This is a genomic window from Bacillus sp. 5w2 (assembly GCF_054353775.1).
Map to the genome: position 1 here is coordinate 123,664 of NZ_JBTIWT010000014.1, position 25,811 is coordinate 149,474.

The window sequence follows — 25,811 nt, forward strand, 5'->3', positions numbered from 1 at the left end:
CTCAATCTTCCATCGTTGATAAGTCACCTGTTGGTAAGTTTAATTCCCACGCTTTTAGTACGCGGCGCATAATTTTACCACTTCTCGTTTTCGGTAATTTATCTCTAAATTCAATTTGTCTTGGCGCTGCATGAGCTGCTAGGCCTTTCTTTACAAATTGACGAATCTCTTCTTTTAATTCATCAGATGGTTCGTATCCTGCTCGAAGCGCGATAAATGCTTTAATGATTTCGCCGCGCACCGGATCAGGAATACCAATTACCCCAGCTTCTGCAACAGCCGCATGCTCGATTAATTTGCTTTCTACTTCAAACGGACCAACGCGCTCACCTGACGTCATAATTACATCATCAATACGCCCTTGGAACCAGAAGTACCCATCTTCGTCCATATATGCTGAGTCACCTGATACGTACCAATCTCCCGGCATAAAGTAAGATTCATACTTTTGCTGGTTATTCCAAATTCCACGCATCATCGCTGGCCAACCTTTACCAATTGCTAAGTTGCCCATTGTGTATGGAGGCACTTCATTTCCTTCATTATCAACAATCGCTGCTTTCACACCTGGAATTGGTTTACCCATTGAACCTGGACGGATTTCCATACAAGGATAGTTACAAATAACTTGTCCACCTGTTTCTGTCATCCACCACGTATCATGAATACGAAGTCCAAATGCGTTCATACCCCAGCGAATTACTTCTGGATTTAACGGTTCACCAACGCTTAATACGTGACGAACTTGCGATAAATCATATTTTTTAATTGCGTCTTGTCCAGCACCCATTAACATACGGAAAGCTGTTGGTGCGCTGTACCAAACTGTTACACCGTAATCTTGCAGCGCTTCATACCACGCTTCTGGACTAAAGCGGCCACCTAAAATAACATTTGATGCTCCGACTAACCACGGCGCGAAAATACCGTAAGCCGTTCCTGTTACCCAGCCTGGGTCAGCTGTGCACCAATATACATCGTCCTCTTTTAAATCTAATACCCACTTCGCCGTTTGATAGTGCTGCACCATTGCGTTTTGCGCATGTAGCACACCTTTTGGCTTCCCAGTAGAACCAGATGTGTAATGTAGAATTAAACCGTCTTCACGGCCTAGCCATTCGATATGTAATTCTTTTGAAGCTTGTTCAAATAAAGGATTGAACGCTACCGTTTTACCGCCTTCTTCTACATTATCTCCAACAAGGAAGACTGTTTTTAAAGCAGGTAAATCATTTAATGGTACTCGCTCTAACAATTCAGGTGTTGTAATTAACACTTTTGCTTCGCTATCTTCTAAACGATCGCGAACTGCGCCTTCCATAAATGCTTCAAATAGCGGACCAACGATTGCTCCCAATTTCACTGCACCTAAAAGTGCAAAATATAACTCTGGGGAACGCGGCATAAAAATAAAAACGCGATCGCCTTTTTCTACATCGCCATAATTTTTCAGGACGTTTCCTGCTTTATTAGAAAAATCCTTCATTTCCTTAAATGTATATTTCTCTTTTCGCGATCCATCTTGATAATAAAGGGCTACTTTATTCTTTCGATCGGATTTCGCATGCTTATCAATTACCTCATACGCCATATTTACTCGGCCTGTTTCATTCCAATTAAAATTTTTATTAACCTCTTCCCAGTTAAAATTCGCGTATGCCTCATCATAATTCGGCAAATTATTTTCTCCTTTAATGACAGGAAGCGTTTCTACTTTCATACTTTACATCCCCCTCCTATGTATTCTATTATCTATTATAATGATATTATTTAAAATTTTCAGTATATTTGTTGATTTTTAGACAAATTTTTAATGACAAAATTCGATTCACATCGCATATATTATAAAGTACGATATGAATAGATTCACAAACCCTCAAGGTGGTGAGCAATACATTGATCCATAAAAAAATATACAATGCCAGAAACTTAAAAACAGCGAAAGGCACTTTAATTATTGAAGGTCCTGTCTCTACACATAACTTAGAAATGTATGAATTTCATCCAGACTTAATTGCGTTTCGTCCTGCCGAGCAGCAATATAAAGCAATTGTCGAAATTTCTAAATTACCAGAAGCTCGTCTCATTATTGCTAGACATGACCGAACGATCGTTGGATATGTTACATACTTGTATCCTGATCCACTCGAACGATGGTCAGAAGGAAAAATGGAAAACTTAATTGAGCTCGGGGCGATTGAAGTAGTCCCAGCCTTCCGCGGGTGCGCTGTCGGCAAGAACTTATTAGAAGTTTCAATGATGGACGACCATATGGAAGATTACATTATATTGACGACTGAATATTATTGGCACTGGGATTTAAAACAAACAGGCTTAAATGTTTGGGAATATCGAAAAGTAATGGAAAAGATGATGAATGCTGGTGGCTTACAATGGATGGCTACAGATGATCCTGAAATTTGCTCGCATCCCGCTAACTGTTTAATGGTCCGCATCGGCAAACGGGTTGATACGGATTCTATTCAAGCATTTGATCGTCTACGTTTTCACAATCGTTTTATGTACTAAATAAAGGGGGCAACTGGAATGATTGTAGAAGAAATTATGAATCAAGATGTGGTGACACTACACCCAAACGATACAATCGAAACAGCAATCCGAACGATACGCACGAAAGGCATTCGGCACATTCCAATTGTCGATCAAAATAATCATGTGGTAGGCATTATTTCTGATCGGGATGTAAGAGATGCAAGTCCATCAATTCTTGATGAACAAGTTCCACTCGCTATGCTGAAACAACCGCTCGACCTTATTATGAAACAACCTGTTATGACTTGCCATCCTCTTGATTTCGTTGAGGAAATTGCTACCTTATTTTTTGAAAATAAAATAGGGTGCCTTCCTGTGACAAAGGCTGGAAAGTTAGTTGGAATCATTTCTGAATCCACTGTACTGCACACGTTAGTGAAATTAACAGGAGCACATCAACCAAGTTCACAAATTGAAATTCAAGTAAAAAATGAACCTGGTATTCTTGGAAAAGTCGTTGCTATTTTTAGTGATTTGCAAATAAATATCGTGAGCGTTCTCGTCTACCCAGCAAAAGATGAGAATGATAAAGTACTCGTTTTCCGCATTCAAACGATGAATCCTCTAAAAGTGATTGATGCACTTGAAGCAGAGGGCTACCGCGTATTATGGCCGAACATTATGGGGATGCAAGCATGAGTAGCGCGTTTATTTATTCGGATGATTTTCGGGGCTATTCGTTTAGCCCTGATCATCCTTTTAACCAACTTCGCGTCACACTTACGTATGACTTATTACAAAAGGGTGGTTTCATCTCTCCTTCCCAAATCATCTCACCAAGGATGGCTACAGATGAAGAGATCGCCTACGTTCATACAGAGGAGTACATAAATGCGGTAAAACGTGCTGGAGAAGGTAAGTTAGAAAAATCAATTGCGATGACATATGGACTCGGTACAGAAGATACACCGATGTTTCCAAATATGCACGAGGCAAGTGCATTACTTGTTGGCGGAACATTAACAGCTGTCGATGCTGTTCTTTCTGGGAAAGTAAAACACGCGCTTAATTTAGGCGGCGGCTTACATCACGGCTTCCGTGGTAAAGCATCTGGATTTTGTATTTATAACGATAGTTCCATCGCAATGAAATATATTCAGAAGAAATACGGTTTACGCGTCCTATATATTGATACAGATGCTCATCATGGTGATGGTGTACAATGGTCTTTTTACGACGACCCTAACGTATGCACCATTTCATTACATGAAACTGGGCGTTATTTATTCCCTGGAACTGGCGCTGTAAATGAACGTGGACAAGGTAATGGCTATAGTTATTCTTTTAACGTTCCACTTGATGCATTTACAGAAGACGAATCGTTCTTAGATTCCTATCGAACTGTCGTAAAAGAAGTTGCCGCATACTTTAAACCGGATATTATTTTAACGCAAAATGGCGCTGACGCACATTATTACGATCCACTTACACACCTTTGCGCAACGATGAATATTTACCGTGAAATACCGAAGCTCGCTCGCGAAATCGCTAACGAATATTGCGAAGGTCGCTGGATCGCTGTCGGCGGCGGTGGCTATGACCACTGGCGCGTCGTCCCAAGAGCTTGGGCACTTATTTGGCTCGAAATGAACAACATCCAAAACATCTCAGGTTATCTCCCTCCAGAATGGATTGACGCTTGGAAAGGACAAGCTGAAACAGAACTTCCCCTCACATGGGAAGATCCAGACAACATGTATAAACCTATCCCCCGTAAACCAGAAATTGAAGAAAAGAATGCATTAACTGTAGCGAAATCCCTTGAAATTATTCGGAATAATATGACAAAATCTTTGTACTAAACGAAAAGGAGGCTCGTTTTTTTAATGGCCTCCTTTTATTTATTGACGACTTTTGTCGGTAAGTCGATATATTTTTAGATTCGCTGATATATTCTAATAATCGCCGATATATTTTATTTAAGAATTAGCCAGTCCAATTTTTATAAGAAAAGGTAGTGATATTATGTGGAAACAACACATGATCAACACAAAACGTGGCACATTCGAACTCTTCACAAAAGGAAATGGCGAACCTCTTTGCATTACACATCACTATTCACAATTTAATGAAACTGGTGATTACTTTGCGGATGTTTTCACTTCTACATATCGTGTATTCCTCATTAATTTGCGAGACGCTGGTAATTCTGTAAAAGCCAACGTAGAAAACGAATTAAGTATGATTGAAACGATTCACGACTTAGAAGCAATTAAAGAAGCTTTGCAACTTCCAACATGGCATTTCGCTGGCCATTCAACTGGCGGTATGCTTGGACTTTTATACGCGATTACATATTCAAATTCCTTACAATCATTAGTCGTCGTTGGAGCCGCAGCAAGTAACTATACCGAAACACCATTTTGCATTTATAACCTAGAACATCCACAGTTTCATTATATGCAACAGCTCATCGAAAACTTGAAAAGCCCTCACCTTACAAGTGAAGAACGGAAAGAACTATCTACTGAGAGAACAAAATTATCATTGTATAAACCTGAAAACTACAACTCTTATTTTTGTAAACCAATCCAAAAAGCAATGTCCGCTAGCCGGATGAACGCTTTCGCTCATGAATACCCTTCATTCGATTTAAGGACATCACTACCCTTTATTCAAACAAAGACCCTTATTATATGCGGAAGATATGATGTGCAGTGCCCGATTCAGTATTCTATCGAGATGCATGATGGCATACGTAATTCTATTTTTGTAACATTTGAAGAGAGTAATCATTATCCTTTTTTAGAAGAAGCTACTCAATTTACTTCTACTGCTCAAACGTTTTATAAATCATTACGCCACCGTAACTCTAAACAATGACAAAAAGCTCACAGCCTCTACAAGACTATGAGCTTTTTCAAAAGAAATATTTAACACTAGTAACAACTAAAAGAAGAACAGAAAAAACCACTAGGCCTAAATCAATATATACTGCCTTTTTATCTCCTTCTTTTAAACTTATCATAAAACTAGAAATTATTTTAATTCCAAAAAAGACCATCATAAATAACCCACCGAAATGATCATTCGTATAATCGTCATCATAAAACATTTGTATTGCACCAATAATTAATAAAATAAGTATGATATTCGTTCCAATCCTTAAAGCCTTGTTTGATTTACTATCTTTTCATGTATCTCCCAAAATGTAGCACGCCCTCTCATACTCTCCTATGTTATATCTCTCTTTATATTTTAACATAAATTACCTATTTTTCCTTTTTGTTCGAATAACATAAAAAAACCTGCCAATTACTCGGCAGGTACATTACACATTAAAACGATAACCAGCTCCCCACACTGTTTCGATATACTGTGGGTGTGCAGGATCTCTTTCAATTTTCTCACGTAACTTTCTAATATGAACGACAACAGTGGCTAAATCACCAGCAGAATCTAATCCCCAAATACGTTCAAATAACTGTTCTTTATTTAATACTTGGTTTGGATGTGTTACAAAGAATGTTAATAAATCAAATTCCTTCGTTGTAAATGCGATTTCTTCATTGTTTATAAAAACTTTCCTCGCCCGTTGATCAATAGAGATTCCGTGAATATATAACGTATCACGTTGCTTACTTACATTTCCTGATAATCTTTCATAACGAGAAATATGTGCCTTTACTCTTGCAACTAATTCACTCGGGCTAAACGGTTTCGTTATATAATCATCCGCCCCTAAACCGAGTCCGCGAATTTTATCTATATCTTCCTTCTTTGCTGAAACAAGTAAAATCGGAATGTCTTTTATAGCACGTATTTGTTTACAAATTTCGAAACCATTCATCTTCGGAAGCATAATGTCTAAAATAATTAAATCATATTCTTCCTGCAAAGCCATTTGTAAACCTGTTTCTCCAGAGTGTTCTACATCAACTTGAAAATCACTAATTTCTAAATAATCTCGCTGTAATTCTGCAATGCTTACTTCGTCTTCTATTAGTAAAATTCTTTTCATTCTACTCACCACATTCCTGTACTTTTTTCAATGAGAAGAAAATACTTGTACCTTCCCCAAGCTTACTTTCCGCCCAAATTTCTCCGCCATGTTCTTCAACAATTTGCTTCGCTATCGCTAAGCCAAGTCCACTTCCACCTGTGCTAGAATTTCGCGATTGCTCTGCACGATAAAAACGTTCAAAAATATAAGGAAGTGTATCCGATTCGATACCTGATCCGTTGTCCATTACTTTCACAATCACTTTATTGTTATCACTCGATACTGTTACAGTAATTTTCTTTTCTTCTTTATCCATGTATTTCACACTATTATGAATTAAATTTGAGATCACTCTATTTATCTTTTCGCAATCAGCCGTTACATATAGTGGTGATGCATGTAATTGTAAGTTAACTTCTATATCTTCTTTACTTAAATCCATCTGCATCTCTTCTATTAATTCTTGCATAAACATATTTAATTCAACCGTTTCAAACCGAAATGGAACTCGATTCAAATCGAGCTTCGAAAATAAAAATAGTTCGTCAATGAGTGTATCCATATGCCTTGCTTTCGTATGGATAGTCGTTAAGTACTTATCCATTTTTTCTGGTGTATTTGCTACCCCGTCTTTTATGCCTTCTACATATCCGATAATAGATGTAATCGGTGTTTTTAAATCATGAGAGATGTTTGAAATGAGCTCTTTTCGATTTTCTTCATACTGCGTTTGTACCTCTATCGACTCTTTTAATTTCTTCCTCATTTCCTCAAATCCTTGATTCAATTGCCCTATCTCATCATGCGATGTAACTGGTATTTGAAAGTCTAAATTTCCTTCTTTAATTTTCTCAGTCGCATCTTTCAATACAAAGATTGGTTTTATCACACTTCTTGAGACAAGATAACTTAATAATCCAATAAGCAACACGGCTAACAGTAAAAGTGATACGAACAAAATCGGAAATAATTTTTGTGTAAGATCTACAAATGAACTTTGCTTTTTTAATACAAATATACTCCCCTCTTCTTCCTGAGGAAAATAAAAATCAAACTTTACATATCGATAAAATGTATCGCCTAGTTCCGTTGTACCACGACTATTAATATTTGCTGATTCAAATTTCGGAAGGGCTTCTTTTAAAGATACACTTTCAAATACTTTTGTAGCATAAGAAATGGTTTCTCCCTTTCTTACAACTATTTTCACCCCTTCTTTTTCAAGTGATGAAACGAACGGTTCATCTAATAGTTGAGATTGATGTTTCTTTGCTGCCGACTTCAACTCAATATACGCATTCTCTTCTTCTGGTGTAAGCGGCTTTTGAATGTAAGAACTTTTATAGAAATTTTTCACTGACTCCAAATCACCTGTTATCGAAAAAACGATTAAAAATCCCGCAACTAATATAAGCGTAATGGAAACGAGAATGACAGCGATATAAGAAAATAAAAACCTTGTTTTAATAGACATATGTTACATCCTCACTTTACCCCGCTATTTGCCGGGCAGTAAGATCCCCACCTCAAAATTCAGAGAAAGCAAAGAAGTTAAGTGGGGGATCAACTGCCCATAAAAGCCCGATTGGTTCAACTAATAATCAGTGGGGGATGAACAAAACCCCCACTGATTAAAGTTTCACTTTATCAAACCTTATTATTTACAAGCATAAAAATATATGTTCAAATACTCAAGCGATTTTATAGTAATTTTAGCGTCAGTTTATAAAAATTTAATGTTCTTATTTTACAGTTGAAATGAGGAGGTTAAAATTCCATGTTCAAAAAAACAGTAAGCATGATCTGTTGCGTAATTTTTTTGCAAGGCTGCTCGCAAGAACAAGAAATTAAAAAGGAGATGACAAACATGGAGACAGCACTACTAACAGCTACTGAGAAACAAGAAACGAATACGGTTATATCGTTACTCAAAAAAGGTGCTAACATAAATATAACAGACAATAAAGGACGTACCCCTCTTATGATTGCTACATACAAAAATGATGTAAAAACTGCAAAAGCGCTTATCGAAGCTGGTGCTGGCGTAAATATCCAAGATGATATAAAAAACAATCCTTTTCTATACGCCGGCGCTGAGGGTTACTTGGATATTTTAAAACTAACGATTGATGCCGGTGCAGATTCATCGCTGACAAACCGTTACGGCGGTACAGCTCTTATCCCAGCATCAGAACATGGCTATATTGATGTTATAAAAGAACTACTCACGCGAACAAATATCGATGTAAACCATGTAAATACCCTCGGATGGACAGCTTTAATGGAAGCTATCGTACTAAGTAACGGAAATGAAACACAACAACAAGTCATTCAACTTCTTATTGAACACGGTGCAGATGTAAATATTCCAGACAACGATGGTGTTACCCCGCTAGAGCATGCTCGTGCTCATAACTTTGACGAGATAGAGAAGATTTTGTTAGAAGGACATAAGTAAAAAGCTAATTTTTGCCTTCCTCCCCCACCCTATGCTACATTTAAGCCGTTACATCAATATGAATAGGTGGGAATAAACATGAACAAACCTAAAATTGGGATGATTGGACTTGGAAGTATCGCGCAAAAAGCCTATCTTCCAACACTTACAAAAGAAACAGATTGGAATTTTGTAGGGGCGTTTACACCTAACGCGGAGAAAAGGAAACAAGTTTGCCAGCAATACCGCATTCAAGACTTCCATTCTATTGAAACGTTAGCTTCGGAATGCGATGCAATCTTCGTTCATAGTTCAACTGCTACACATTATGAAATCGTTTCTGAACTTCTGAAAAAAGGAATCGACGTTTATGTTGATAAGCCGCTAGCAGCTACAGTAGACCAAGCTGAGAAACTAGTCGAGTTGAGCGAAAAGTATAACCGAAAGTTAATGGTCGGATTTAATCGCCGCTTCGTTCCTATGTATGTTGCTGCAAAAGAACAAGCTCATGATATTTCATGGATTCGAATTGAAAAACACCGTACAAATAAAGTCGGTCCATATACATACGACTTTACGATGTTAGATGATTACTTACATATTGTAGATACTGCTCGCTGGTTAGCTAACGATGAGCTTAACGTCGTTCACAATATGATGCAAATGAATGAAAAAAATGAACTTCTTTACGGCCATCATACATATACAACAACAAACGGCCTATTACTTTCAACAGCAATGCACCGCCATGCCGGTACAAATTTAGAACAAATTGAACTTGTTACGACAGGGAAAATCATTCGTGTAAAAAATATGAATACATTTGAAATTGAACAGGAAAACTCAGTTTCACAAAGCGGTTCCCCATCATGGGATACGACGTTAAAACAACGTGGTTTTGAAGATGCTGTTCATCATTTTATTGAATGTGTACACGGAGATACAAAGCCTGTTGTAGATGGATTAGAAGGATTAAAAACGCAGCAACTGTTACAATCTCTACTGGACGATCTAAACAAAAATTAAAACGGATACATTTTTCAGAATTTACTTTCATTCCCATTTTCCCTTTATTTCTCTCGTAAATTTCTATAGAATATGTTGATAGGAATTATAAATTTCATAATGAATCGTGGAAAGGATGGGATTAACACATGTGGAACGAGTTTAAAAAGTTCGCTTTCAAGGGGAATGTAATCGATTTAGCTGTCGGGGTTGTAATCGGTGCTGCATTCGGTAAAATCGTTAGTTCTTTAGTAAAAGATATTATTACACCATTACTTGGTATGGTATTAGGTGGCGTTGACTTTACAGATTTAAAAATCACATTCGGTAAATCATCTATTATGTATGGTAACTTTATCCAAACTATTTTTGATTTCTTAATTATTGCAGCGGCTATCTTTATGTTCGTTAAAGTATTCAACAAACTAACATCTAAAAGAGAAGAAGAAAAAGAAGAGAAACTTCCAGAACCAACAAAAGAAGAAGAACTTCTTGGCGAAATTCGCGACTTATTAAAACAACAAAACTCTTCTAAAGATAGAGCATAATTGAACGGATAAAAAGGCATGTCCCCTAGGGACATGCCTTTTTTATATGCTATAACGTTTCCGAATTCATATGAATAAATAAAATAATACCTGCAACCATAAGTACCATAATACTACCTGCAAATAGTGTAATGCCCATAAACATTAAACTTGTGCTCATATCCACTGATACACTTTCAATAAAAATAGAAATTACATACGTGATAAGGGCAATTCCTGCAAGAATACTTCCTGGAACAAATCGCTTTAAGCCATTTTGTTTTAACGTCATATATGCAAAAATAGCAGTCATACAAAGCGTAATTATCCAAAGAACGATCATCTTTTCTCCCCCCTCACAAACCTTTTCTTTCTATTATACATGACATTGCCCTATAATAGTTGAATTTGCACTTATGTGACATATAACAAGGAGTCCTCCCTACTGTAGCGAAAGCATTACAACATACACTTACACAATAAGGAGGCTTTCATTTGAAATACACTACCATATGCAATTTGGAACTAACCGAACGATTTAATTACGTTACGATTGACCTAGAAAAACAATTTTTTTATATCGAAGTTATAAATTTACAAAGCAATACAGCTGTACTAAAAATATCAATTAACTTGGAAAAAGACGAAACGATAGTAGCAGGAAATATAATTCAATACGATACTTCTCACATAGATGCATTATTACAAGGATTGAAATGTGTTGCTCAAACATGTATTGATCACAATTTAAGAAACCAAAGGGAACTGTTCGCATTTTCAGAAGAAAATTAACCCGATAGAACTGGTTATTTTTTCTATAAATTGATATGATTACTATATACAAATATTCTTTATACGGGAGTGTTCATAATGATTTGGATTTCACTAATCGTATTAGCCTATTTCATCATTCTCGTCCCAATACAGTATAACTATATGAAGATGCTCAAGGAAAAACAGAAGAGAATGAATGCCTCACAAAACGAACTATATGACAACATGTCTTATGAAGAATCCCAAATACACTATCATTATCAAAGTAACGTATTTACAATACCTGCTTCGCTTGTCGCAAGTATTATTTATAGAGTGAAACATGCAGCATAATATGTACGCTGTAAAATTATTGTTTGAATCTGTTCATTCTGGTGAGCCTGATCCTACGAAAATTGATGAGCATTATGAAGAGAATCCCGATACACTTTTTGAAGAAAGTATTATTCTTGTTAAGGCAAACAGTATAGAGGAAGCTCATGAATTAGGTGAAAAGATAGCTATACACTCTGAAGAATCGTACGATAATATGTACGGTGAGCAAGTAACGTGGACGTTTCGAAAAATATTGCATGTGTTTGAATTAGACGATACACCATTTGAAACGGGAAAAGAATTGTACGCAAGATTTTTACACGTTAAGAAAAATAACAAGGTAGATACCGTAGTAAAAGCATACTATCCTGAATACGAATAAAAGCTCACAGCAAATGCTGTGAGCTTTTTTATACTTACTTCGTTGAATCTCTAAATTGGATACGGTGAGGTAAGATTACAGTGTGATCTTCCACTTTTTCTTTGTTCATATACTTTGTTAATAGACGCATTGCTACTGCACCGATATCATACATCGGTTGTACAACTGTTGAAAGTTGTGGACGAACCATTAATGCAAGACGTGTATTATCGAAACCAAGTACTTCTACATCAGTTGGTACGTTTAATCCAGCGTCTTGTGCTGCATGGATTACACCTAGTGCCATTTCATCAGAAGATACGAAGATCGCTGTTGGCTTTTCATCAAGGCCCCAAAGCTTTTCGAATGCCTCGATACCTGAATCATATGTGTAATCTCCATCGATTACAAGATTTTCATCATATGAAATACTTACTTCTTCTAAAGCTTTTTGATAACCTTGTAACTTCTTTGCGCTTCCTGCTTTATCAATGAAAGGACCAGAGACGAAACCGATACGCGTATGTCCTTGCTCAATAAAGTGCTTCATCGCATCGTAAGCTGCTTGTGTATAATCAATGTTTACTGATGGCGTTTCATTTTGCTCATCAAATGACGCTGCTAATACAATTGGTACCGGAGACTTTTTAAATTCTTCAATGTGAATGTCTGTAATATCTTCACCCATGAAAACAATTCCGTCCACTTGTTTTCCAAGCATCGTATTTAATAAATGGAACTCTTTCTCTTTGTTTTGGTCAGAGTTACTTAAAATGATGTTATATTTGTACATTGTTGCGATATCTTCAATTCCACGAGCAAGTTCTGCATAAAACGTATTTGAGATATCAGGAATAATAACACCTACTGTAGTTGTCTTCTTACTTGCTAGTCCACGTGCTACCGCATTTGGGCGGTATCCTAAACGATCGATTGCTTCTAATACTTTCTTTCTTGTTGTAGGCTTTACATTTGGGTTACCGTTCACAACACGAGATACGGTAGCCATTGAAACGTTCGCTTCGCGCGCTACATCATATATTGTTACGTTCATCTCATCGCACACTCCTTCTATTTTTGTTATCTATTTTTATGTATCGGTTACTTGAATGAAAAAAAGACATCAACTCTATTTGCAGATGCCACCAATCGTCCCGAGTTCTTCCTTTTACTAATGATACGATAAAAACGCAGGCTCATACAATATTTTCCCGCAAAAGTTTCGAAAAAATTCGCTTCTTTTCTCGTATTTTCGTATTTTTTATGAAAAAAAGGGCATTTTTTGTAAAAAAATAGATATTCCATGAGTAGAAACTGTATATTAAGCCGTACGTTAGTAAATGAAATTTATATCAGCGATTTTGTAAATATATCGACTTACCAACAAAAATCGACAATGAAAGTCGCTATACAATAAGAGGCAGCAGTTCCAAATACTTTTAATTCGTTCATCAATTCATCGAAATGCGGAATATTTATTCGTTGTGCCTGGATCTGGGCTGGCAATAGAGGGTCACATCGTCCTGTAGAATACGTTATATCGACAACAACGGGTAAATGTGTTTCTTTCTTTAAAATCGGCACAGCGGTAACATGGAGCGTATTACGCATCGATCTTTCATTACTTCAGAAACTAATTGTACATCACTACCTATTTATTGGTAGTTTACATATATTAGTATTTAAATTTCAATCCCTCTAATTCCAAAAATTTTTCAAACTTATTTACTATATCTTCTTTCGTAGTTGGAACTTCTTGAGGCATATAATTAACAAAACTCACCATATCTTCTGGGTAGTGATGCTTTCCATAAAACTCTGCAATTTCATTTAATAATTCATTATCTTCTTTACATCTTTCTTTTATTTCAGATAAACAAACAAATCTTAGTTTTCTTTTCTCCTCTATTAATATTGTGCTTTCTTCATCTAATTGAGGAAAATAATTAGTTTTTATTTCTAACATCACCTTACTTAAATCTTCATTAGAGACTCCCCATGTAAGTTCACTAACAAACCCGCTTTCATCACCAATTCCCATCAATTCTACCGCATAATCAGAAATAACGTCTTTACTAAAATAATTTCCTTGGATGCCTACAAAAATAGTTTTCCAATCATACTTAATATGTTTATTTTTTAAATCTTTTAAGTTCATATGATTTCCCTCTTACTTTTTGGAATTTGATTTGTCTTACCCGTCATAACACCATTTTCAATAAAAAAAAGACAGTGTAAACACTGTCTTTTTTTTACAAGAAGGAAACAAACGGTTTATCGCTGTTTTTCTCTTTTATAATAATTGCCTCGATTTTACTCTCGGACTTTATCTGTAATTGTACTTTCGCATCCTTAGGTAATTTTTCTAACATACTTTGAGCAGCCATTTGAGTAAGAGCCATTAATTCTGTTTTACCATTGTATTTAATAACAATATTCATATTCAATGCATCCATTTGATTTTTCTTATAAGACACTTTAGCATTTACTGGAATAAAATCTCCAGGAGAAAACTCTTTCATTGTCTTAGCAAATTCAGTTATTTTTGTATTATCTTCTCCATGTGCTTGTTTAAATTCATCAGAAGGATATGAATACGCTTGTTCATCGATCGTACTCCAATTTCCAAGGTTCGTGTCATTCTTTTGAACGGTAGTACTGGCAATATACGTACCATTTTTTAAAGAACTTGTACTTTCTTGCTTAAAGATAGCAAACGTAATTGGAGATTTGTTGTACTTGTCATTTTTATTAATAGCTTCAATAAGTTGTTTGGCAACTTCAGTACCCTTAGACATAGCTTCTTCATTCGATACACTTGAAGACATAGCTAAACCAATCATAACACCAGATAAACTTAGTTCGTTTGAATTCTGCTTCCCGAAATAGTCTTGTTCTATAATATTTGTCAGAACTGGTGCTTCTACTTTTGCGACTAGTTCATCAACTAACTTCTCAGGAATATACTGATTTAATTGAAGCACATGGTTTTCTGTATCAAATTGCTCTTTTGCAATATTCATTAAACCATTTTCATACTCTGCTAAATCTAATTTAGAATTTGTTTTTACATTAGCTGTATTTATAACCTTTTGTTCTTTTAAAGGAATTACAGTTCTATAATAATCTTTAGAAACAGCAGTTCTCGGAATCATGCTTTTTTCTTTCGTATCCTTCTGTATAACTTCATCCTTCTTACTAATCGTATCATTACTACAAGCTCCCAGTAATAAACTTACGACCGCGAAGGATAATGCCATTTTCTTCATTACTTAAAACCTACTTTCAACAATCTAATTATTTAATTTGAACTATTAACAGTGTACCATTAAATATATTTCAACAAAAACAAAAAAAAGAAGCAAGCACCTTTAGCTTGCTTCTTTTTACTTAATATTCTCTTCTAAAGCAGCTTTTTTAATGTTCCAATGAGACGTATTCCATACTACCATCCCATCTTTTATGTATAACACTTGCGGAGATTCATGTTTCATGTTGTACTGCTCTGCAACACGATTCGAAACATCTCTCGCATCTTGTACGTATAAGTAATACGCTGGTACCGCTCTTTCTTCACTACAATAGGCTTGAAATTCTGTATAGGCACCATGACTAATCGGGCATGTCGTACTATGTTTAAAAAGAACATAAGGCTCATTTTTTTCTACTAATACTTCAAGCTCTTCAATTGTTTCAACTTTTGTCATATTCATCACGATTCACCTCTCATACGAAGTCTAGAGCGCTTCTCTTTCTTTTCAGCTTTTTTCTCAAGTCTTTCTAATTTACGCTCTTCTTTTTCAACCTTTTTCTCTTGTCTTGTCGCACGATAATGATTGTATACTTCAATTGCTGCGCTACTCCACTGTACAACTTGCGCTACTTTATCTGCATTATTTTCAATTTCGTCCGTAACAGACTCTGATACATTACGAAGTTTCGTATTTAAAGAATGGATTGTCGTTCCAATTCCATCTACACCCGATACCACTTTATTTAATGATTGTGATTTCTGTTGAATGTCATCAGCTAACGCATTTGTTTTATGTAATAATTGCTCCGTCTCTACGCTAATCCCTTGCATTTGCTTTTCTAAACCTTCTAACGTGCTTGCAACGTTTTCTAACGTCTTCTGAACCGATAACAACGTTCTGCATACATACACTACTAATACAGCGAAAGCAACCGCGATAATAGCTGCACTTACATATAAAAGAACTTGCATTTCATCACTTCCTTTATCTTTTTCATACTTTCTCCTATTATACAATCATTTTCCGTTTCGTTCTAATCCCTATCTTTTCATTAGAATTTTCATACTTATTCGTTAACTTTAACATAAATGATTCAACAAATTCCACTAAGTAGGTTACAATAGGAGAGGATACATAATTAGTAGGGAGGCTTTACATATGAAAGATCCACGCATTGAAAAGTTAGCATACAATTTAATTAACTATTCTATTCGCTTACAAAAAGGCGAGAAAGTATTAATTGAAAACTTTGGCTTACAAAAAGAACTTGTAACTGCACTTGTAAAAGAAGCTTATGCAGCTGGTGGTTTCCCATTCGTTTCTTTAAAAGATCATCAAGTAGATCGCTCTTTATTAATGGGTGCTACTGAAGAACACTTCGAACAAATCGCTGCATATGAAGCAAGCGTAATGAAAGATATGGACGCTTATATCGGTCTTCGCTCTGGCGATAACATTAACGAACAAGCTGACGTACCAAGTGAAAGAATGCAAATTCACGGTCAAACAGTTGGTAAGAAAGTTCATAGAGACATCCGCGTTCCGAAAACGCGCTGGGTTGTTCTTCGCTACCCAAATGCTTCTATGGCGCAGCTTGCTAAAATGAGCACAGAAGCTTTCGAAGACTTCTACTTCGAAGTTTGTAACTTAGACTACGGTAAAATGGATAAGGCGATGGATAGCCTTGTTACATTAATGAATAAAACAGATAAAGTTCGCCTAACTGGTCCTGGGACTGACTTAACATTCTCTATTAAAGACATTCCAGCTATTAAATGCTCAGGTCATTTAAACATTCCAGACGGTGAAGTATACTCTGCACCAGTTCGTGATTCTGTTAACGGTACAGTTTCTTACAATACACCATCTCCTTACAACGGTTATACATTTGAAAATGTACAACTTAAGTTCGAGAATGGCCAAATCGTTGAAGCAACTGCAAACGATACAGAGCGCATTAACAAAATCTTCGATACAGATGAAGGCGCACGCTACGTTGGTGAGTTCGCAATCGGCGTAAACCCATACATCTTACATCCAATGGGAGACATCCTATTCGATGAAAAAATCGATGGCAGCTTCCACTTCACTCCTGGACAAGCTTACGATGATGCATGGAACGGCAACAACTCGAACATCCACTGGGATTTAGTATGCATCCAACGTCCTGAATACGGCGGCGGCGGAATTTACTTCGACGACGTACTAATCCGTAAAGACGGACGCTTCGTTGTACCTGAATTAGAAGCTTTAAACCCAGAGAACTTAAAATAATAATAAAAACGCTCGGATACACTCCGAGCGTTTTTCATTTCTTCCCTACCATTTCTATTTTCACATGTGGATTCTCTTTCTCAATAAGCGCCAAGAATTCATTCATATCTTGCGGCATCGCAATCATATGTACTTTATATGCATTCGTCGTAATTTCAAGGGATTTCCCAACTTGACGAATGATTCTTATCTCTTTCAATACAATATCGTCATTTAAAATGCCGTACTTTAATACACCATTTTCTACTTTATGCTTTTTAATAAATACTTCCCAAACGAGCGGGACATTTACAATGAAACATAATCCCATTCCAATTAACGCTGACATCCACTGATCTTTATTTGCGACAATCATGACAAGTGGATATACAAACATAAAAGCTAACGTGAGACAAACGAAAATTACTACCGACTTACTTCTTTGAATTGGAATGTTCATACACGCACCTCCCAACCTAAATTATACCACTTTTTCCATTTTAGTTCATAAAAAAAGGCCATTTCTACATGACCTTCTTAAACAATATATCTATAAAATTTCTTATCCACTTGCAACACTGGAAAACTTTTTGGCAACTCGTCTATACTCACACTTTGGAAATTATTCTTTTCATAAAAGCGATGCGCTGCTAAAAACTTTACTGTCGTTCCTAAGTAAATATCTTTCAGTTTTTTATTCTCAGCCCACGAAATTGCTGTTTGGAGCAACTTATGTGATACGCCCCACTCTTTTCCACGAAATTCTTTTTTTACAAACATTTTTCTTAACGCTACTTGCTGATTCTCAATATCTAATAAAGCTACTGTTCCGACTACTTTATCGTCATAAGTTGCTACCCAAAAGTTTCCATGATTCCTTTGATAGAACGTTTCTATTTCAAGTAAGTCGGGCTGCTCTTCTTTCGTAATGGGGACATTGTACTCTTTTTGCTGAATATGAACGATAAGATTTACTACTTCCTCTTGAAATTTACTTTCATACGGAACAATATGAATCTTCTCGTTCATCGAATCTCCTTCCATTCTGAAGCTAGTAAACTATATACAGCGATATCATGGAAATGATCGTATAGCCACTCATCATCTCTTAAAATACCATCTAGCTTAAATCCTAAACGCTCTGGAATAGCGCGGCTTTTCACATTTTCAACACCGCATCTAATTTCCATTTTATTCAACTTTAAATTCTCAAATGCATAGTGAAGTACAGCCTTCACACTACGCGTCATAATGCCTTTCCCGCCAGCATCTTCTGCAAGATAGTATCCGAGACTTGCCGCTTTCTTCCCCCAACTTACCGGATGAATGCCTACCATCCCCACGAGCTTACCTTTATAACGTATGCCACTTTCAAAACCGTCTCCCTCTGCAAACTTCTTTAACCACATTGGACAAATTTCATCATACGCACCAGCAGATTTTACCCCATCCACCCAAGGAAGCCATCTTCGTAAATGATTACGGTTTTGGTCTATTAATTGATATAGTTCCTCTTTATGGTGCTTCTCTAATAACTGTAATTCGATTTCATCGTCTACTCGAAGTGTGAACATGTTTTTTAGCTCCCTTTTAGTTTTCTTATTATTCTAACACTTATAGATGTAAATTGTTAAATATTCACACTTTCTTTCGATTTTATTTGTATAAAACCTGAAGAATACACTACTCCCGTAACAACTAATATCATTCCTAGAAATTGTGCCGGTGTTATATTTACTCCTTCAATAAAAGAAATAATCATTGTAACAACAGGTACTAAATTAAAAAATAAAGATGTTCTGGCTGCTCCAAGTTGAGCGATTCCATTATTCCACCATAAGTAACCGAGTACGCTCATTCCAATTGCCATAAAAAGAATCGCTCCCCAAGCTAACAAAGGAATTTCCAAAACTGGTACTATATTTTTTTGAGTGGAAGATATGATAATAAAGGCAATGGCACCAATAGTCATTGTGTATGACGTCGTTTGTATTGGGCTACTAGTTTTAATAAACTTTCTGCCTAATACACCGTATAACGCCCAGCAAATATTCCCTAATAAAATATAAAAATCTCCTTTTGAAAATGATAAGGTTTGCAGTATCGTAAACGAACCTTGGGTCAGTACAAAAACAACACCAAGTAATGCAAGTAACATCCCAATACCTTGGCGTTTTATAATTTTTTCTCGTAAAATAAAACTTGCTAACAGCGTCGTAACGAGCGGATTCGTCGCCATAATCAGTGCACCATTCATAGCTTCTGTATGTTTCATACCTAAAAAGAAAAAGAAGTTAAAACCGAATACACCAACAATACCTAACAAAAAGTAATAAGCCTTATTCTCCCTCCATACCTCTACCTCAAAATCTTTTCGTATTTTTAACAAACATAACATCACAAATGCAGCAATTCCAAAGCGCCATGCTGCTATATGAATTGCTTCGAAATACTGCACAGCATATTTCGAAGCATTAAATGTCCCACCAGTGAAAATCGCAAATCCAAGTAGCTGAGCGTATACTTTATTTTTCATTGTCAGCCTCCGAATTTTCCCCTTCTAGAAAACCGTAATAAATTTCTAGCTTCTCCTCCGTTAGCTGAACAACTTTTTGCAATTGTTCCTGCTGTTCTTTTAATCGCTCCAAGTGAGTTGTTAAAATTGATATTCTCTTTTTTACTTTCGCTGGTACTTCCTCTTTTCTCTGCCTAATTTCCTCTATAATACATCCATCACTTGCAAACTCAGCCATCTCTTCTAATGACATTCCAGTTTGTTTTAAAGAATATAAAAATTTTAATAGGCGTACATCACCTTCTGTATATTGGCGAATCCCGCTATTTCGCGTTGGTGGTGGTAATAATCCTAATTTCTCATAGTAACGCAAAGTATGAATGCCCATCCCAGTTAACTCTGCTACTTCACCAATTTTATACATGTTCTCTCCCCCTTGTTTTTACATTTTCATCTTACAACCTAGAGTTAGCTCTAGGTCAATACACAAATAAAAAATAACTATATATGATTGATATCTAGATATCAATCATATATAGTTAAAGCATGGAAAAAAATGATAATTTTATAATTCAATTACGTAAAGGTGTTTTTGATCTCGCTATATTGTCTTTAATACGTAAACAACCTATGTACGGATACGAAATTACAAGTGCATTACAAGATATCCCTGTGTTTCATATCCCAAACGGTTCGATTTACCCTATATTAAATCGAATTACGAAAAACAATTGGGCTATTTCCTATTGGGAAGAGTCTGGTGATGGCCCAAAAAGAAAATACTATCGCATTACAGACGAAGGGAGAGAAATTTTACATAATCGCTTAGATGATTATGATGCAGTGTATCAAGCTCTAATGTTACTAGCTAAAGGAGAGGATAAAAAATGAACAAGGATCAATTCTTTGCAAATGAACTCATCACTTCTTTCTTACAGGATTTCCACAAAGGTTTAATGAACTTACCTACATCAGCACGAGAACAACATGTACTAGAAATCAAATCTGATTTATACGAAAATGCATTACGTAAAGAAAATGATGAGATACCATCAGCACTCATCCCTCAACACGTTATTGAAGAATTTCTTCCTCCAAAAGAATTAGCAAAGGAAATTGCAGTAGAATATACAGATGTTATTCAAGATGCACAGCAATCTACAAATACATTTATTAAATATTATTCCGGCCTATCTATCGGTCCACTCGGCGCTTTATCAGTGCCTATTGTACTCGGTTTTATAAATTTTTCTGCTAATTTACCATTTTTACTATCCTTTATTGCAAGCAATATTTGGTTTATCTTTAGAGAAAACCATTGGAATATAGATTTATTAAAATACTTTAAAACAATTATTTTCATCAGTTCAAGACTGCTAATTGCTCTCCCATTCAGCTTTTTCGCAATTCGAATTATGATAACAAAACAATTCGATATGTTTTCATTCTATTATTTAATTGGATATGTACTTTTCAGTTCACTATATATCGTCTTATTAAAACAACTATACAAAAAGAATGAACAATACCAACATATCAATGCTTTTTAAAATATATCGAGCACAACAAAAAAGACGCATAGCCACCGCTATGCGTCTTTTTTATTACTTCTCTGCAACTTGAACTTCTTTTACGTAAGCTGCTTCGAATTTTTGGATGTCTCCTGCGCCCATGAAAATTAGAACGCCGTTTTTATGTTTCTTTAATACATCCGTTGTTGTATCTGTAATTAGTTCTGCACCGTCAATACGCTTTTGCAGATCTTCGATTGTTAATTCACCTTTGTTTTCGCGTGCTGATCCGAAAATATCACATAAGTATACTTGGTCAGCTTTGCTTAGACTTTCAGCGAACTCATCTAAGAATTTTTCTGTACGTGAGAATGTATGTGGCTGGAATACAGCGACAACTTCACGCTCTGGATGTTTTTGACGAGCTGCTTCAATCGTTGCATTAATTTCTGTCGGATGGTGTGCGTAGTCATCGATAATAACTTGCTCTCCCATTGGCTTTTCATTAAAGCGACGTTTTACGCCTTCAAAAGTTGTTAGCTGATGCTTAACTGCTTCTACATCAACGTTTTCATAATGGCAAAGCGCGATTACCGCTAATGCATTTAATACGCTGTGATTGCCGTATCCTGTAATTTTGAACGTGTCATAGTACGTATTACGAACGAATACATCGAAAATAGTACCATCTGTTCTCTTTTGAATGTTACGTGCTTGGAAATCATTATCTTCTCCAAATCCATAGAAAATAACAGGTACTTTCGCTTGAATTTTTTGAAGTTCTTCATCATCTCCACATGCAATAATGCCTTTTTTCACTTGCAATGCCATCTCTTGGAATGCATTGAATACATCATTGATATCTGAGAAATAATCTGGATGATCAAAATCAATATTTGTCATAATCGCATAGTCTGGATTGTAAGACAAGAAATGACGACGATACTCACAAGCTTCAAATACAAAATACTTACTATTTTCTACCCCATGCCCTGTTCCATCTCCAATAAGGTAAGATGTAGGGTGTGCACCTTGCATTACATGGGCTAACAAACCAGTTGTTGATGTTTTTCCATGTGCACCAGTTACAGCAACACTTGTGTATTGGTTCATAAGATCACCTAAGAAGTGATGGTAACGATGTACTGGGATGTTTAATTCTTTTGCTGCTACGATTTCTTCATGCGTATCAGGAAATGCATTTCCTGCAATAATCACTTGTCCTTCTTTTACATTATTTTTATCAAAAGGAAGGATCGAGATATTACGCTTTTCCAACGCTGTTTGTGTAAAGAAACGCTTTTCATAATCAGACCCTTGAACAGTATGCTTCATGTCATGAAGAATTTGTGCTAATGAACTCATTCCTGTTCCTTTAATTCCTACAAAATGGTAAACTGTCATCTTAAAGAACCTCCAACATTTCGAACTAATACAACGGCCTATCTATAAGACAGTATATGAATCTTTTCTTATTTTGGTAATCATCATACATTTTTGATGTAGTGAAGTTATTCTTTCCCTTCACTTATCAGGATAAACTCGTACGTACTTCTTTTTTATGTCCATAACAAGTCCATTATAGCAAAAAAGAAGCCGCTATACTATGATAACAGAAAAACTGATAGGGTCAATCACCTATCAGTTTTTCTCTCTTTTACATATCTTCTCTTTTTTCTAATTGAACACGCTCTAGACGTGGGTTTGGACGATATTTACGACCAGCTTTCGCTTCTGGTTTTCCATTTAATTCTACGTTATCACCAGTAAAGCCAATATTCATTTTTAATAAGCTACTTCCTACTCCGTATATATCAACAGGTACGTTTTGAGCTTCAAATTCACGAATACGCTTCTCATCAAATCCACCAGTTACAACGATGTCTACATGCTGGAATCCTTCTTCATCAAGTGCTTTACGAAGTGCGAATACAAGCGATGGGTTTACACCACGTGGATCGAATGTTCCAAGTACCTCTGGGTGGCGAATGAAGTATTGATCAATCATCGTGCGCGACGTATCTACACGTACGCCTTTTAATGTTGATCCAAATTCACGCGCTACGCGAAGTGCATCTGTAATGACATCATTATTGTAATCAATCAATACAACTAATTCATCTTCTGGGAATTTCTTATGATATGCTTTTGCCGCTTCCACAACATCACCATTAAACATTTGAATTAATGCGTGAGGCATTGTCCCCATACCACTTCTGCCCCACCATTCATTCATCGCGTGCGTCGCTTGTGCGCTCATACCTCCGATGTATGCTGCATAACCGTCACCAGCTTGCTGTGTATAATGATCGTCACGATCTCCCATGAAAATAACTGGTTTTTCTTTATCTACACTACGTGCAGCTTGGACAACGTTATATACATTTGTCGCAACTGATGTACGACGAGCTAAAATCCCATCAATGACACCTTCTAAAAATCCGAAATTTTCATAAGGACCATGAATTGTTAACACTGTTTCAAACGGACTAATATTATCGCCATCTTTTAAAGAGTTAATTTCAAGTTCCTCAGGATTTTTGGCGAATGTTTGTAGCAATGCAATCACTTCATCTGTTCCGCAAAGAACTGCATTTTCCTTTTGGAAAAATTGCATCGTCACAACACTTTTCGGGCAAAATTCTTCAATGATTTCTCTAGTCTTTAAAAAGTAAACGGCAGAGAACCAACCTTCTCCAACACGTTCGTCAAATTTAAATGTTCTATTTGTTAGTCTATTTATTTCACCTTTTAATTTTAATTCAATTTCTTTCATGTCGCTTTACTCCCTACTTTACTATCCAACATTTTCTCTTAGTATACAGCAAAACCGTTTCCTATACATTTGTTTCCTGCATAGCAGCGAATTCATCCTCAGAAATAAGGACATCTCTCGGTTTCGTTCCTCTTCCTTCAGAAATAATTCCTTGCGATTCCATCTCTTCAATGAGACGTGCCGCGCGATTATAGCCGATGCGGAATTTTCGCTGTACAGAAGATGTGGACGCTCCCCCTTGTTCTACAACAAATTGACATGCATCAAAGAACAATTCGTCTTCCGACTCAGCTTGTTCTGTTTTCGCTAATAAATCCTCTTGTTTAAATAAGTAGTTCGGCTTCATTTGCTTTCTCACATGATCAACTGTTTTCTCAATCTCATCATCCGATACATATACACCTTGTACACGAACTGGTTTAGACGTACCGTTTCCTAGAAATAGCATATCACCACGGCCAAGTAATTTCTCCGCGCCCCCAATATCAATAATCGTACGCGAATCAACTTGAGATGATACAGTAAACGCAATACGCGTTGGAATGTTTGACTTAATTAAACCTGTAATAACATCTACAGATGGACGCTGCGTCGCTACTAATAAATGAATACCACACGCACGTGCTTTTTGCGCAATACGACAAATTGCTTCCTCAACATCACCAGGTGCTACCATCATTAAATCGGCTAACTCGTCAATGACAATAACGATATAAGGTAATGTCTCTCCCGGAATTTCTCGCCCACTTACAATCGTATTGTAACGAGTTAAATCACGAGCACCAGCGTGCGCAAACAATTCATAACGGCGTTCCATCTCTTCGACTGCCCACTTTAAAGCCGCTGTTGCTGCTTTTACATCTGTAATAACAGGCGCTACAAGATGTGGAACAGAATTGTATGGTGCAAGCTCAACCATCTTCGGATCGATTAACATTAACTTCACTTCATGCGGTTTCGCTTTATATAAAATGCTCGTTAAAATTGCGTTAATGCACACACTTTTCCCAGAACCTGTTGCACCCGCAATAAGTCCGTGTGGCATTTTCCGAATATCAGTTACAATTGGATCGCCTGAAATATCAAGACCGAGCGCAACTGTAAGCGGTGATTCGCTCTTTGTAAACACAGGACTTCTTAAAATTTCACGAAGAAACACTGGCTTACTTTCTTTATTTGGAACTTCAATTCCAATCGCACTCTTCCCTGGAATTGGCGCTTCAATACGAATATCTTTCGCAGCTAAACTTAACTTAATATCATCACTTAAATTTGTAATTTTATTTACTTTCACACCTGGGTCTGGCTGTACTTCAAAACGAGTTACTGCTGGACCTTGTGATACGTTAATAACATGTGCACCAACATGGAAATTATTAAACGTTGTATCTAATAATTCTTTCTGTTCATCCAACCATTCCGTATTATCTAACGCTGCTTGCTGTGGAATTGACAATAATGTTAATGGCGGAATTGTATATGTCGGTGGTGTTTGCAATACATTTCGCATATCGTTCTCTCTTTGATTGACAACATATGCTTTCTCTTGTACTTCCGTACTTGAAATTGGCTTTTGTACTTGCTCTA

At 36.3% G+C, this 25,811-nt stretch carries 31 protein-coding genes and 1 pseudogene; 13 read left to right on the plus strand and 19 right to left on the minus strand.

Annotated elements, in window-relative coordinates:
* Position 1 precedes the first annotated feature (1 nt).
* Positions 2-1,720, minus strand: a complete 1,719-nt coding sequence (gene acsA / locus ACXY7N_RS21230) for an acetate--CoA ligase (RefSeq protein WP_488592597.1) — start codon at positions 1,718-1,720, stop codon at positions 2-4.
* 176 nt (positions 1,721-1,896) lie between these two features.
* Between acsA and acuA the strand changes: the two genes are divergently transcribed.
* The 4 genes from acuA (at position 1,897) to ACXY7N_RS21250 (ending at position 5,376) form a co-directional block, all read left to right on the plus strand.
* On the plus strand, positions 1,897-2,529 hold the full coding sequence (gene acuA, locus ACXY7N_RS21235; protein ID WP_016135466.1) for an acetoin utilization protein acetyltransferase AcuA: 633 nt from the start codon (positions 1,897-1,899) through the stop codon (positions 2,527-2,529).
* 18 nt (positions 2,530-2,547) lie between these two features.
* Positions 2,548-3,192, plus strand: coding sequence for an acetoin utilization AcuB family protein (locus tag ACXY7N_RS21240; RefSeq protein WP_000634565.1), 645 nt, complete (start codon positions 2,548-2,550; stop codon positions 3,190-3,192).
* Entirely contained in the window at positions 3,189-4,355 is a 1,167-nt protein-coding gene (gene acuC, locus ACXY7N_RS21245) for an acetoin utilization protein AcuC (protein ID WP_000092820.1), read from the plus strand. Before ACXY7N_RS21240 ends, acuC begins: the two co-directional genes overlap by 4 nt.
* Positions 4,356-4,518: 163 nt before the next feature.
* Positions 4,519-5,376 carry an alpha/beta fold hydrolase gene (locus ACXY7N_RS21250; protein WP_098986754.1) on the plus strand — a complete coding sequence of 286 codons (858 nt, stop codon included), beginning with the start codon at positions 4,519-4,521 and terminating at the stop codon, positions 5,374-5,376.
* A gap of 37 nt (positions 5,377-5,413) precedes the next feature.
* Here the strand turns inward: ACXY7N_RS21250 and ACXY7N_RS21255 are convergent, their stop codons facing one another.
* From ACXY7N_RS21255 to ACXY7N_RS21265, 3 genes are all read right to left on the minus strand, one after another.
* Complete coding sequence (locus ACXY7N_RS21255; protein ID WP_223272484.1) at positions 5,414-5,656, minus strand: hypothetical protein; 243 nt, start codon at positions 5,654-5,656, stop codon at positions 5,414-5,416.
* Between the two features lie 168 nt (positions 5,657-5,824).
* The gene (locus tag ACXY7N_RS21260) at positions 5,825-6,514 is read right to left on the minus strand and encodes a response regulator transcription factor (protein ID WP_033659783.1); all 690 of its coding nucleotides are present in this window, start codon (positions 6,512-6,514) and stop codon (positions 5,825-5,827) included.
* 1 nt (position 6,515) lies between these two features.
* Positions 6,516-7,970 carry a sensor histidine kinase gene (locus tag ACXY7N_RS21265; RefSeq protein ID WP_016085930.1) on the minus strand — a complete coding sequence of 485 codons (1,455 nt, stop codon included), beginning with the start codon at positions 7,968-7,970 and terminating at the stop codon, positions 6,516-6,518.
* Between the two features lie 303 nt (positions 7,971-8,273).
* Here ACXY7N_RS21265 and ACXY7N_RS21270 point away from each other — a divergent pair, with 303 nt between their 5' ends.
* The 3 genes from ACXY7N_RS21270 (at position 8,274) to mscL (ending at position 10,486) form a co-directional block, all read left to right on the plus strand.
* The gene (locus tag ACXY7N_RS21270; RefSeq protein ID WP_488592598.1) at positions 8,274-8,954 is read left to right on the plus strand and encodes an ankyrin repeat domain-containing protein; all 681 of its coding nucleotides are present in this window, start codon (positions 8,274-8,276) and stop codon (positions 8,952-8,954) included.
* Between the two features lie 78 nt (positions 8,955-9,032).
* Positions 9,033-9,959 (plus strand): Gfo/Idh/MocA family protein, encoded by a 927-nt coding sequence (locus tag ACXY7N_RS21275; protein WP_016085928.1) that lies wholly within the window; start codon positions 9,033-9,035, stop codon positions 9,957-9,959.
* Between the two features lie 128 nt (positions 9,960-10,087).
* Complete coding sequence (gene mscL, locus ACXY7N_RS21280; protein WP_016135469.1) at positions 10,088-10,486, plus strand: large-conductance mechanosensitive channel protein MscL; 399 nt, start codon at positions 10,088-10,090, stop codon at positions 10,484-10,486.
* Between the two features lie 49 nt (positions 10,487-10,535).
* Here the strand turns inward: mscL and ACXY7N_RS21285 are convergent, their stop codons facing one another.
* Entirely contained in the window at positions 10,536-10,808 is a 273-nt protein-coding gene (locus ACXY7N_RS21285; protein ID WP_000636592.1) for a DUF3917 domain-containing protein, read from the minus strand.
* A 152-nt stretch (positions 10,809-10,960) separates the two neighbouring features.
* Here ACXY7N_RS21285 and dhp61 point away from each other — a divergent pair, with 152 nt between their 5' ends.
* The 3 genes from dhp61 to ACXY7N_RS21300 all read left to right on the plus strand — a co-directional run bounded on the left by dhp61 (position 10,961) and on the right by ACXY7N_RS21300 (position 11,936).
* Positions 10,961-11,257, plus strand: a complete 297-nt coding sequence (dhp61, locus tag ACXY7N_RS21290) for a protein Dhp61 (protein ID WP_016085926.1) — start codon at positions 10,961-10,963, stop codon at positions 11,255-11,257.
* A gap of 78 nt (positions 11,258-11,335) precedes the next feature.
* The gene (locus tag ACXY7N_RS21295) at positions 11,336-11,572 is read left to right on the plus strand and encodes a DUF3949 domain-containing protein (RefSeq protein ID WP_016085925.1); all 237 of its coding nucleotides are present in this window, start codon (positions 11,336-11,338) and stop codon (positions 11,570-11,572) included.
* A gap of 1 nt (position 11,573) precedes the next feature.
* Positions 11,574-11,936 (plus strand): DUF4288 domain-containing protein, encoded by a 363-nt coding sequence (locus tag ACXY7N_RS21300; protein ID WP_033659897.1) that lies wholly within the window; start codon positions 11,574-11,576, stop codon positions 11,934-11,936.
* A gap of 34 nt (positions 11,937-11,970) precedes the next feature.
* Here ACXY7N_RS21300 and ccpA read toward each other — a convergent pair whose 3' ends face one another.
* The 6 genes and pseudogenes from ccpA to ACXY7N_RS21330 form a co-directional block, all read right to left on the minus strand.
* Entirely contained in the window at positions 11,971-12,969 is a 999-nt protein-coding gene (gene ccpA / locus ACXY7N_RS21305; protein ID WP_016085923.1) for a catabolite control protein A, read from the minus strand.
* Between the two features lie 323 nt (positions 12,970-13,292).
* Positions 13,293-13,535: pseudogene (locus ACXY7N_RS21310) on the minus strand (hypothetical protein); the annotation flags it as partial.
* Positions 13,536-13,590: 55 nt separating this feature from the next.
* Positions 13,591-14,073 (minus strand): DUF2247 family protein, encoded by a 483-nt coding sequence (locus ACXY7N_RS21315; protein WP_488592599.1) that lies wholly within the window; start codon positions 14,071-14,073, stop codon positions 13,591-13,593.
* Between the two features lie 94 nt (positions 14,074-14,167).
* Complete coding sequence (locus ACXY7N_RS21320) at positions 14,168-15,184, minus strand: CamS family sex pheromone protein (RefSeq protein ID WP_016135471.1); 1,017 nt, start codon at positions 15,182-15,184, stop codon at positions 14,168-14,170.
* A 117-nt stretch (positions 15,185-15,301) separates the two neighbouring features.
* The gene (ytxJ, locus tag ACXY7N_RS21325) at positions 15,302-15,628 is read right to left on the minus strand and encodes a bacillithiol system redox-active protein YtxJ (protein ID WP_016085920.1); all 327 of its coding nucleotides are present in this window, start codon (positions 15,626-15,628) and stop codon (positions 15,302-15,304) included.
* Positions 15,628-16,140, minus strand: a complete 513-nt coding sequence (locus tag ACXY7N_RS21330; RefSeq protein ID WP_001197726.1) for a DUF948 domain-containing protein — start codon at positions 16,138-16,140, stop codon at positions 15,628-15,630. Before ACXY7N_RS21330 ends, ytxJ begins: the two co-directional genes overlap by 1 nt.
* A 187-nt stretch (positions 16,141-16,327) precedes the next feature.
* On the opposite strand from ACXY7N_RS21330, the gene ACXY7N_RS21335 reads away from it, so the two are divergent.
* Complete coding sequence (locus ACXY7N_RS21335; protein ID WP_488592600.1) at positions 16,328-17,443, plus strand: aminopeptidase; 1,116 nt, start codon at positions 16,328-16,330, stop codon at positions 17,441-17,443.
* 34 nt (positions 17,444-17,477) lie between these two features.
* Here the strand turns inward: ACXY7N_RS21335 and ACXY7N_RS21340 are convergent, their stop codons facing one another.
* The 5 genes from ACXY7N_RS21340 to ACXY7N_RS21360 form a co-directional block, all read right to left on the minus strand.
* Entirely contained in the window at positions 17,478-17,882 is a 405-nt protein-coding gene (locus ACXY7N_RS21340; RefSeq protein WP_016085919.1) for a PH domain-containing protein, read from the minus strand.
* A gap of 77 nt (positions 17,883-17,959) precedes the next feature.
* On the minus strand, positions 17,960-18,451 hold the full coding sequence (locus ACXY7N_RS21345; RefSeq protein ID WP_116363357.1) for a GNAT family N-acetyltransferase: 492 nt from the start codon (positions 18,449-18,451) through the stop codon (positions 17,960-17,962).
* Positions 18,448-18,996, minus strand: coding sequence for a GNAT family N-acetyltransferase (locus ACXY7N_RS21350; RefSeq protein ID WP_098670845.1), 549 nt, complete (start codon positions 18,994-18,996; stop codon positions 18,448-18,450). The genes ACXY7N_RS21345 and ACXY7N_RS21350 overlap by 4 nt, the downstream gene beginning before the upstream one ends.
* 56 nt (positions 18,997-19,052) lie before the next feature.
* Entirely contained in the window at positions 19,053-19,958 is a 906-nt protein-coding gene (locus ACXY7N_RS21355) for a DMT family transporter (protein WP_116363358.1), read from the minus strand.
* Positions 19,948-20,361: a MerR family transcriptional regulator gene (locus ACXY7N_RS21360; RefSeq protein ID WP_097845553.1), complete on the minus strand. Its 414-nt coding sequence runs from the start codon at positions 20,359-20,361 to the stop codon at positions 19,948-19,950. Before ACXY7N_RS21360 ends, ACXY7N_RS21355 begins: the two co-directional genes overlap by 11 nt.
* A gap of 122 nt (positions 20,362-20,483) precedes the next feature.
* Between ACXY7N_RS21360 and ACXY7N_RS21365 the strand changes: the two genes are divergently transcribed.
* Positions 20,484-20,828, plus strand: coding sequence for a PadR family transcriptional regulator (locus tag ACXY7N_RS21365; RefSeq protein WP_016135474.1), 345 nt, complete (start codon positions 20,484-20,486; stop codon positions 20,826-20,828).
* Positions 20,825-21,487, plus strand: a complete 663-nt coding sequence (locus tag ACXY7N_RS21370) for a hypothetical protein (RefSeq protein WP_016135475.1) — start codon at positions 20,825-20,827, stop codon at positions 21,485-21,487. Before ACXY7N_RS21365 ends, ACXY7N_RS21370 begins: the two co-directional genes overlap by 4 nt.
* A gap of 54 nt (positions 21,488-21,541) precedes the next feature.
* Here ACXY7N_RS21370 and murC read toward each other — a convergent pair whose 3' ends face one another.
* The 3 genes from murC to ACXY7N_RS21385 all read right to left on the minus strand — a co-directional run.
* Entirely contained in the window at positions 21,542-22,852 is a 1,311-nt protein-coding gene (gene murC, locus ACXY7N_RS21375) for a UDP-N-acetylmuramate--L-alanine ligase (protein WP_000219461.1), read from the minus strand.
* A 253-nt stretch (positions 22,853-23,105) separates the two neighbouring features.
* The gene (locus tag ACXY7N_RS21380) at positions 23,106-24,224 is read right to left on the minus strand and encodes a nicotinate phosphoribosyltransferase (protein ID WP_488592601.1); all 1,119 of its coding nucleotides are present in this window, start codon (positions 24,222-24,224) and stop codon (positions 23,106-23,108) included.
* Positions 24,225-24,285: 61 nt separating this feature from the next.
* On the minus strand, positions 24,286-25,811 hold a 1,526-nt coding region (locus ACXY7N_RS21385; protein WP_488592602.1), incomplete at its 5' end, for a DNA translocase FtsK.

Coding starts and splice junctions, on each gene's coding strand:
- acsA (WP_488592597.1), bottom strand. CDS start 1,720: ATGAAAGTAGAAACGCTTCCTGTCATTAAAGGAGAAAATAATTTGCCG.
- ACXY7N_RS21240 (WP_000634565.1), top strand. CDS start 2,548: ATGATTGTAGAAGAAATTATGAATCAAGATGTGGTGACACTACACCCA.
- acuC (WP_000092820.1), top strand. CDS start 3,189: ATGAGTAGCGCGTTTATTTATTCGGATGATTTTCGGGGCTATTCGTTT.
- ACXY7N_RS21250 (WP_098986754.1), top strand. CDS start 4,519: ATGTGGAAACAACACATGATCAACACAAAACGTGGCACATTCGAACTC.
- ACXY7N_RS21260 (WP_033659783.1), bottom strand. CDS start 6,514: ATGAAAAGAATTTTACTAATAGAAGACGAAGTAAGCATTGCAGAATTA.
- ACXY7N_RS21265 (WP_016085930.1), bottom strand. CDS start 7,970: ATGTCTATTAAAACAAGGTTTTTATTTTCTTATATCGCTGTCATTCTC.
- ACXY7N_RS21270 (WP_488592598.1), top strand. CDS start 8,274: ATGTTCAAAAAAACAGTAAGCATGATCTGTTGCGTAATTTTTTTGCAA.
- ACXY7N_RS21275 (WP_016085928.1), top strand. CDS start 9,033: ATGAACAAACCTAAAATTGGGATGATTGGACTTGGAAGTATCGCGCAA.
- mscL (WP_016135469.1), top strand. CDS start 10,088: ATGTGGAACGAGTTTAAAAAGTTCGCTTTCAAGGGGAATGTAATCGAT.
- ACXY7N_RS21285 (WP_000636592.1), bottom strand. CDS start 10,808: ATGATCGTTCTTTGGATAATTACGCTTTGTATGACTGCTATTTTTGCA.
- ACXY7N_RS21295 (WP_016085925.1), top strand. CDS start 11,336: ATGATTTGGATTTCACTAATCGTATTAGCCTATTTCATCATTCTCGTC.
- ACXY7N_RS21300 (WP_033659897.1), top strand. CDS start 11,574: ATGTACGCTGTAAAATTATTGTTTGAATCTGTTCATTCTGGTGAGCCT.
- ccpA (WP_016085923.1), bottom strand. CDS start 12,969: ATGAACGTAACAATATATGATGTAGCGCGCGAAGCGAACGTTTCAATG.
- ACXY7N_RS21315 (WP_488592599.1), bottom strand. CDS start 14,073: ATGAACTTAAAAGATTTAAAAAATAAACATATTAAGTATGATTGGAAA.
- ACXY7N_RS21320 (WP_016135471.1), bottom strand. CDS start 15,184: ATGAAGAAAATGGCATTATCCTTCGCGGTCGTAAGTTTATTACTGGGA.
- ytxJ (WP_016085920.1), bottom strand. CDS start 15,628: ATGAATATGACAAAAGTTGAAACAATTGAAGAGCTTGAAGTATTAGTA.
- ACXY7N_RS21330 (WP_001197726.1), bottom strand. CDS start 16,140: ATGCAAGTTCTTTTATATGTAAGTGCAGCTATTATCGCGGTTGCTTTC.
- ACXY7N_RS21335 (WP_488592600.1), top strand. CDS start 16,328: ATGAAAGATCCACGCATTGAAAAGTTAGCATACAATTTAATTAACTAT.
- ACXY7N_RS21340 (WP_016085919.1), bottom strand. CDS start 17,882: ATGAACATTCCAATTCAAAGAAGTAAGTCGGTAGTAATTTTCGTTTGT.
- ACXY7N_RS21345 (WP_116363357.1), bottom strand. CDS start 18,451: ATGAACGAGAAGATTCATATTGTTCCGTATGAAAGTAAATTTCAAGAG.
- ACXY7N_RS21350 (WP_098670845.1), bottom strand. CDS start 18,996: ATGTTCACACTTCGAGTAGACGATGAAATCGAATTACAGTTATTAGAG.
- ACXY7N_RS21355 (WP_116363358.1), bottom strand. CDS start 19,958: ATGAAAAATAAAGTATACGCTCAGCTACTTGGATTTGCGATTTTCACT.
- ACXY7N_RS21360 (WP_097845553.1), bottom strand. CDS start 20,361: ATGTATAAAATTGGTGAAGTAGCAGAGTTAACTGGGATGGGCATTCAT.
- ACXY7N_RS21365 (WP_016135474.1), top strand. CDS start 20,484: ATGGAAAAAAATGATAATTTTATAATTCAATTACGTAAAGGTGTTTTT.
- ACXY7N_RS21370 (WP_016135475.1), top strand. CDS start 20,825: ATGAACAAGGATCAATTCTTTGCAAATGAACTCATCACTTCTTTCTTA.
- murC (WP_000219461.1), bottom strand. CDS start 22,852: ATGACAGTTTACCATTTTGTAGGAATTAAAGGAACAGGAATGAGTTCA.
- ACXY7N_RS21380 (WP_488592601.1), bottom strand. CDS start 24,224: ATGAAAGAAATTGAATTAAAATTAAAAGGTGAAATAAATAGACTAACA.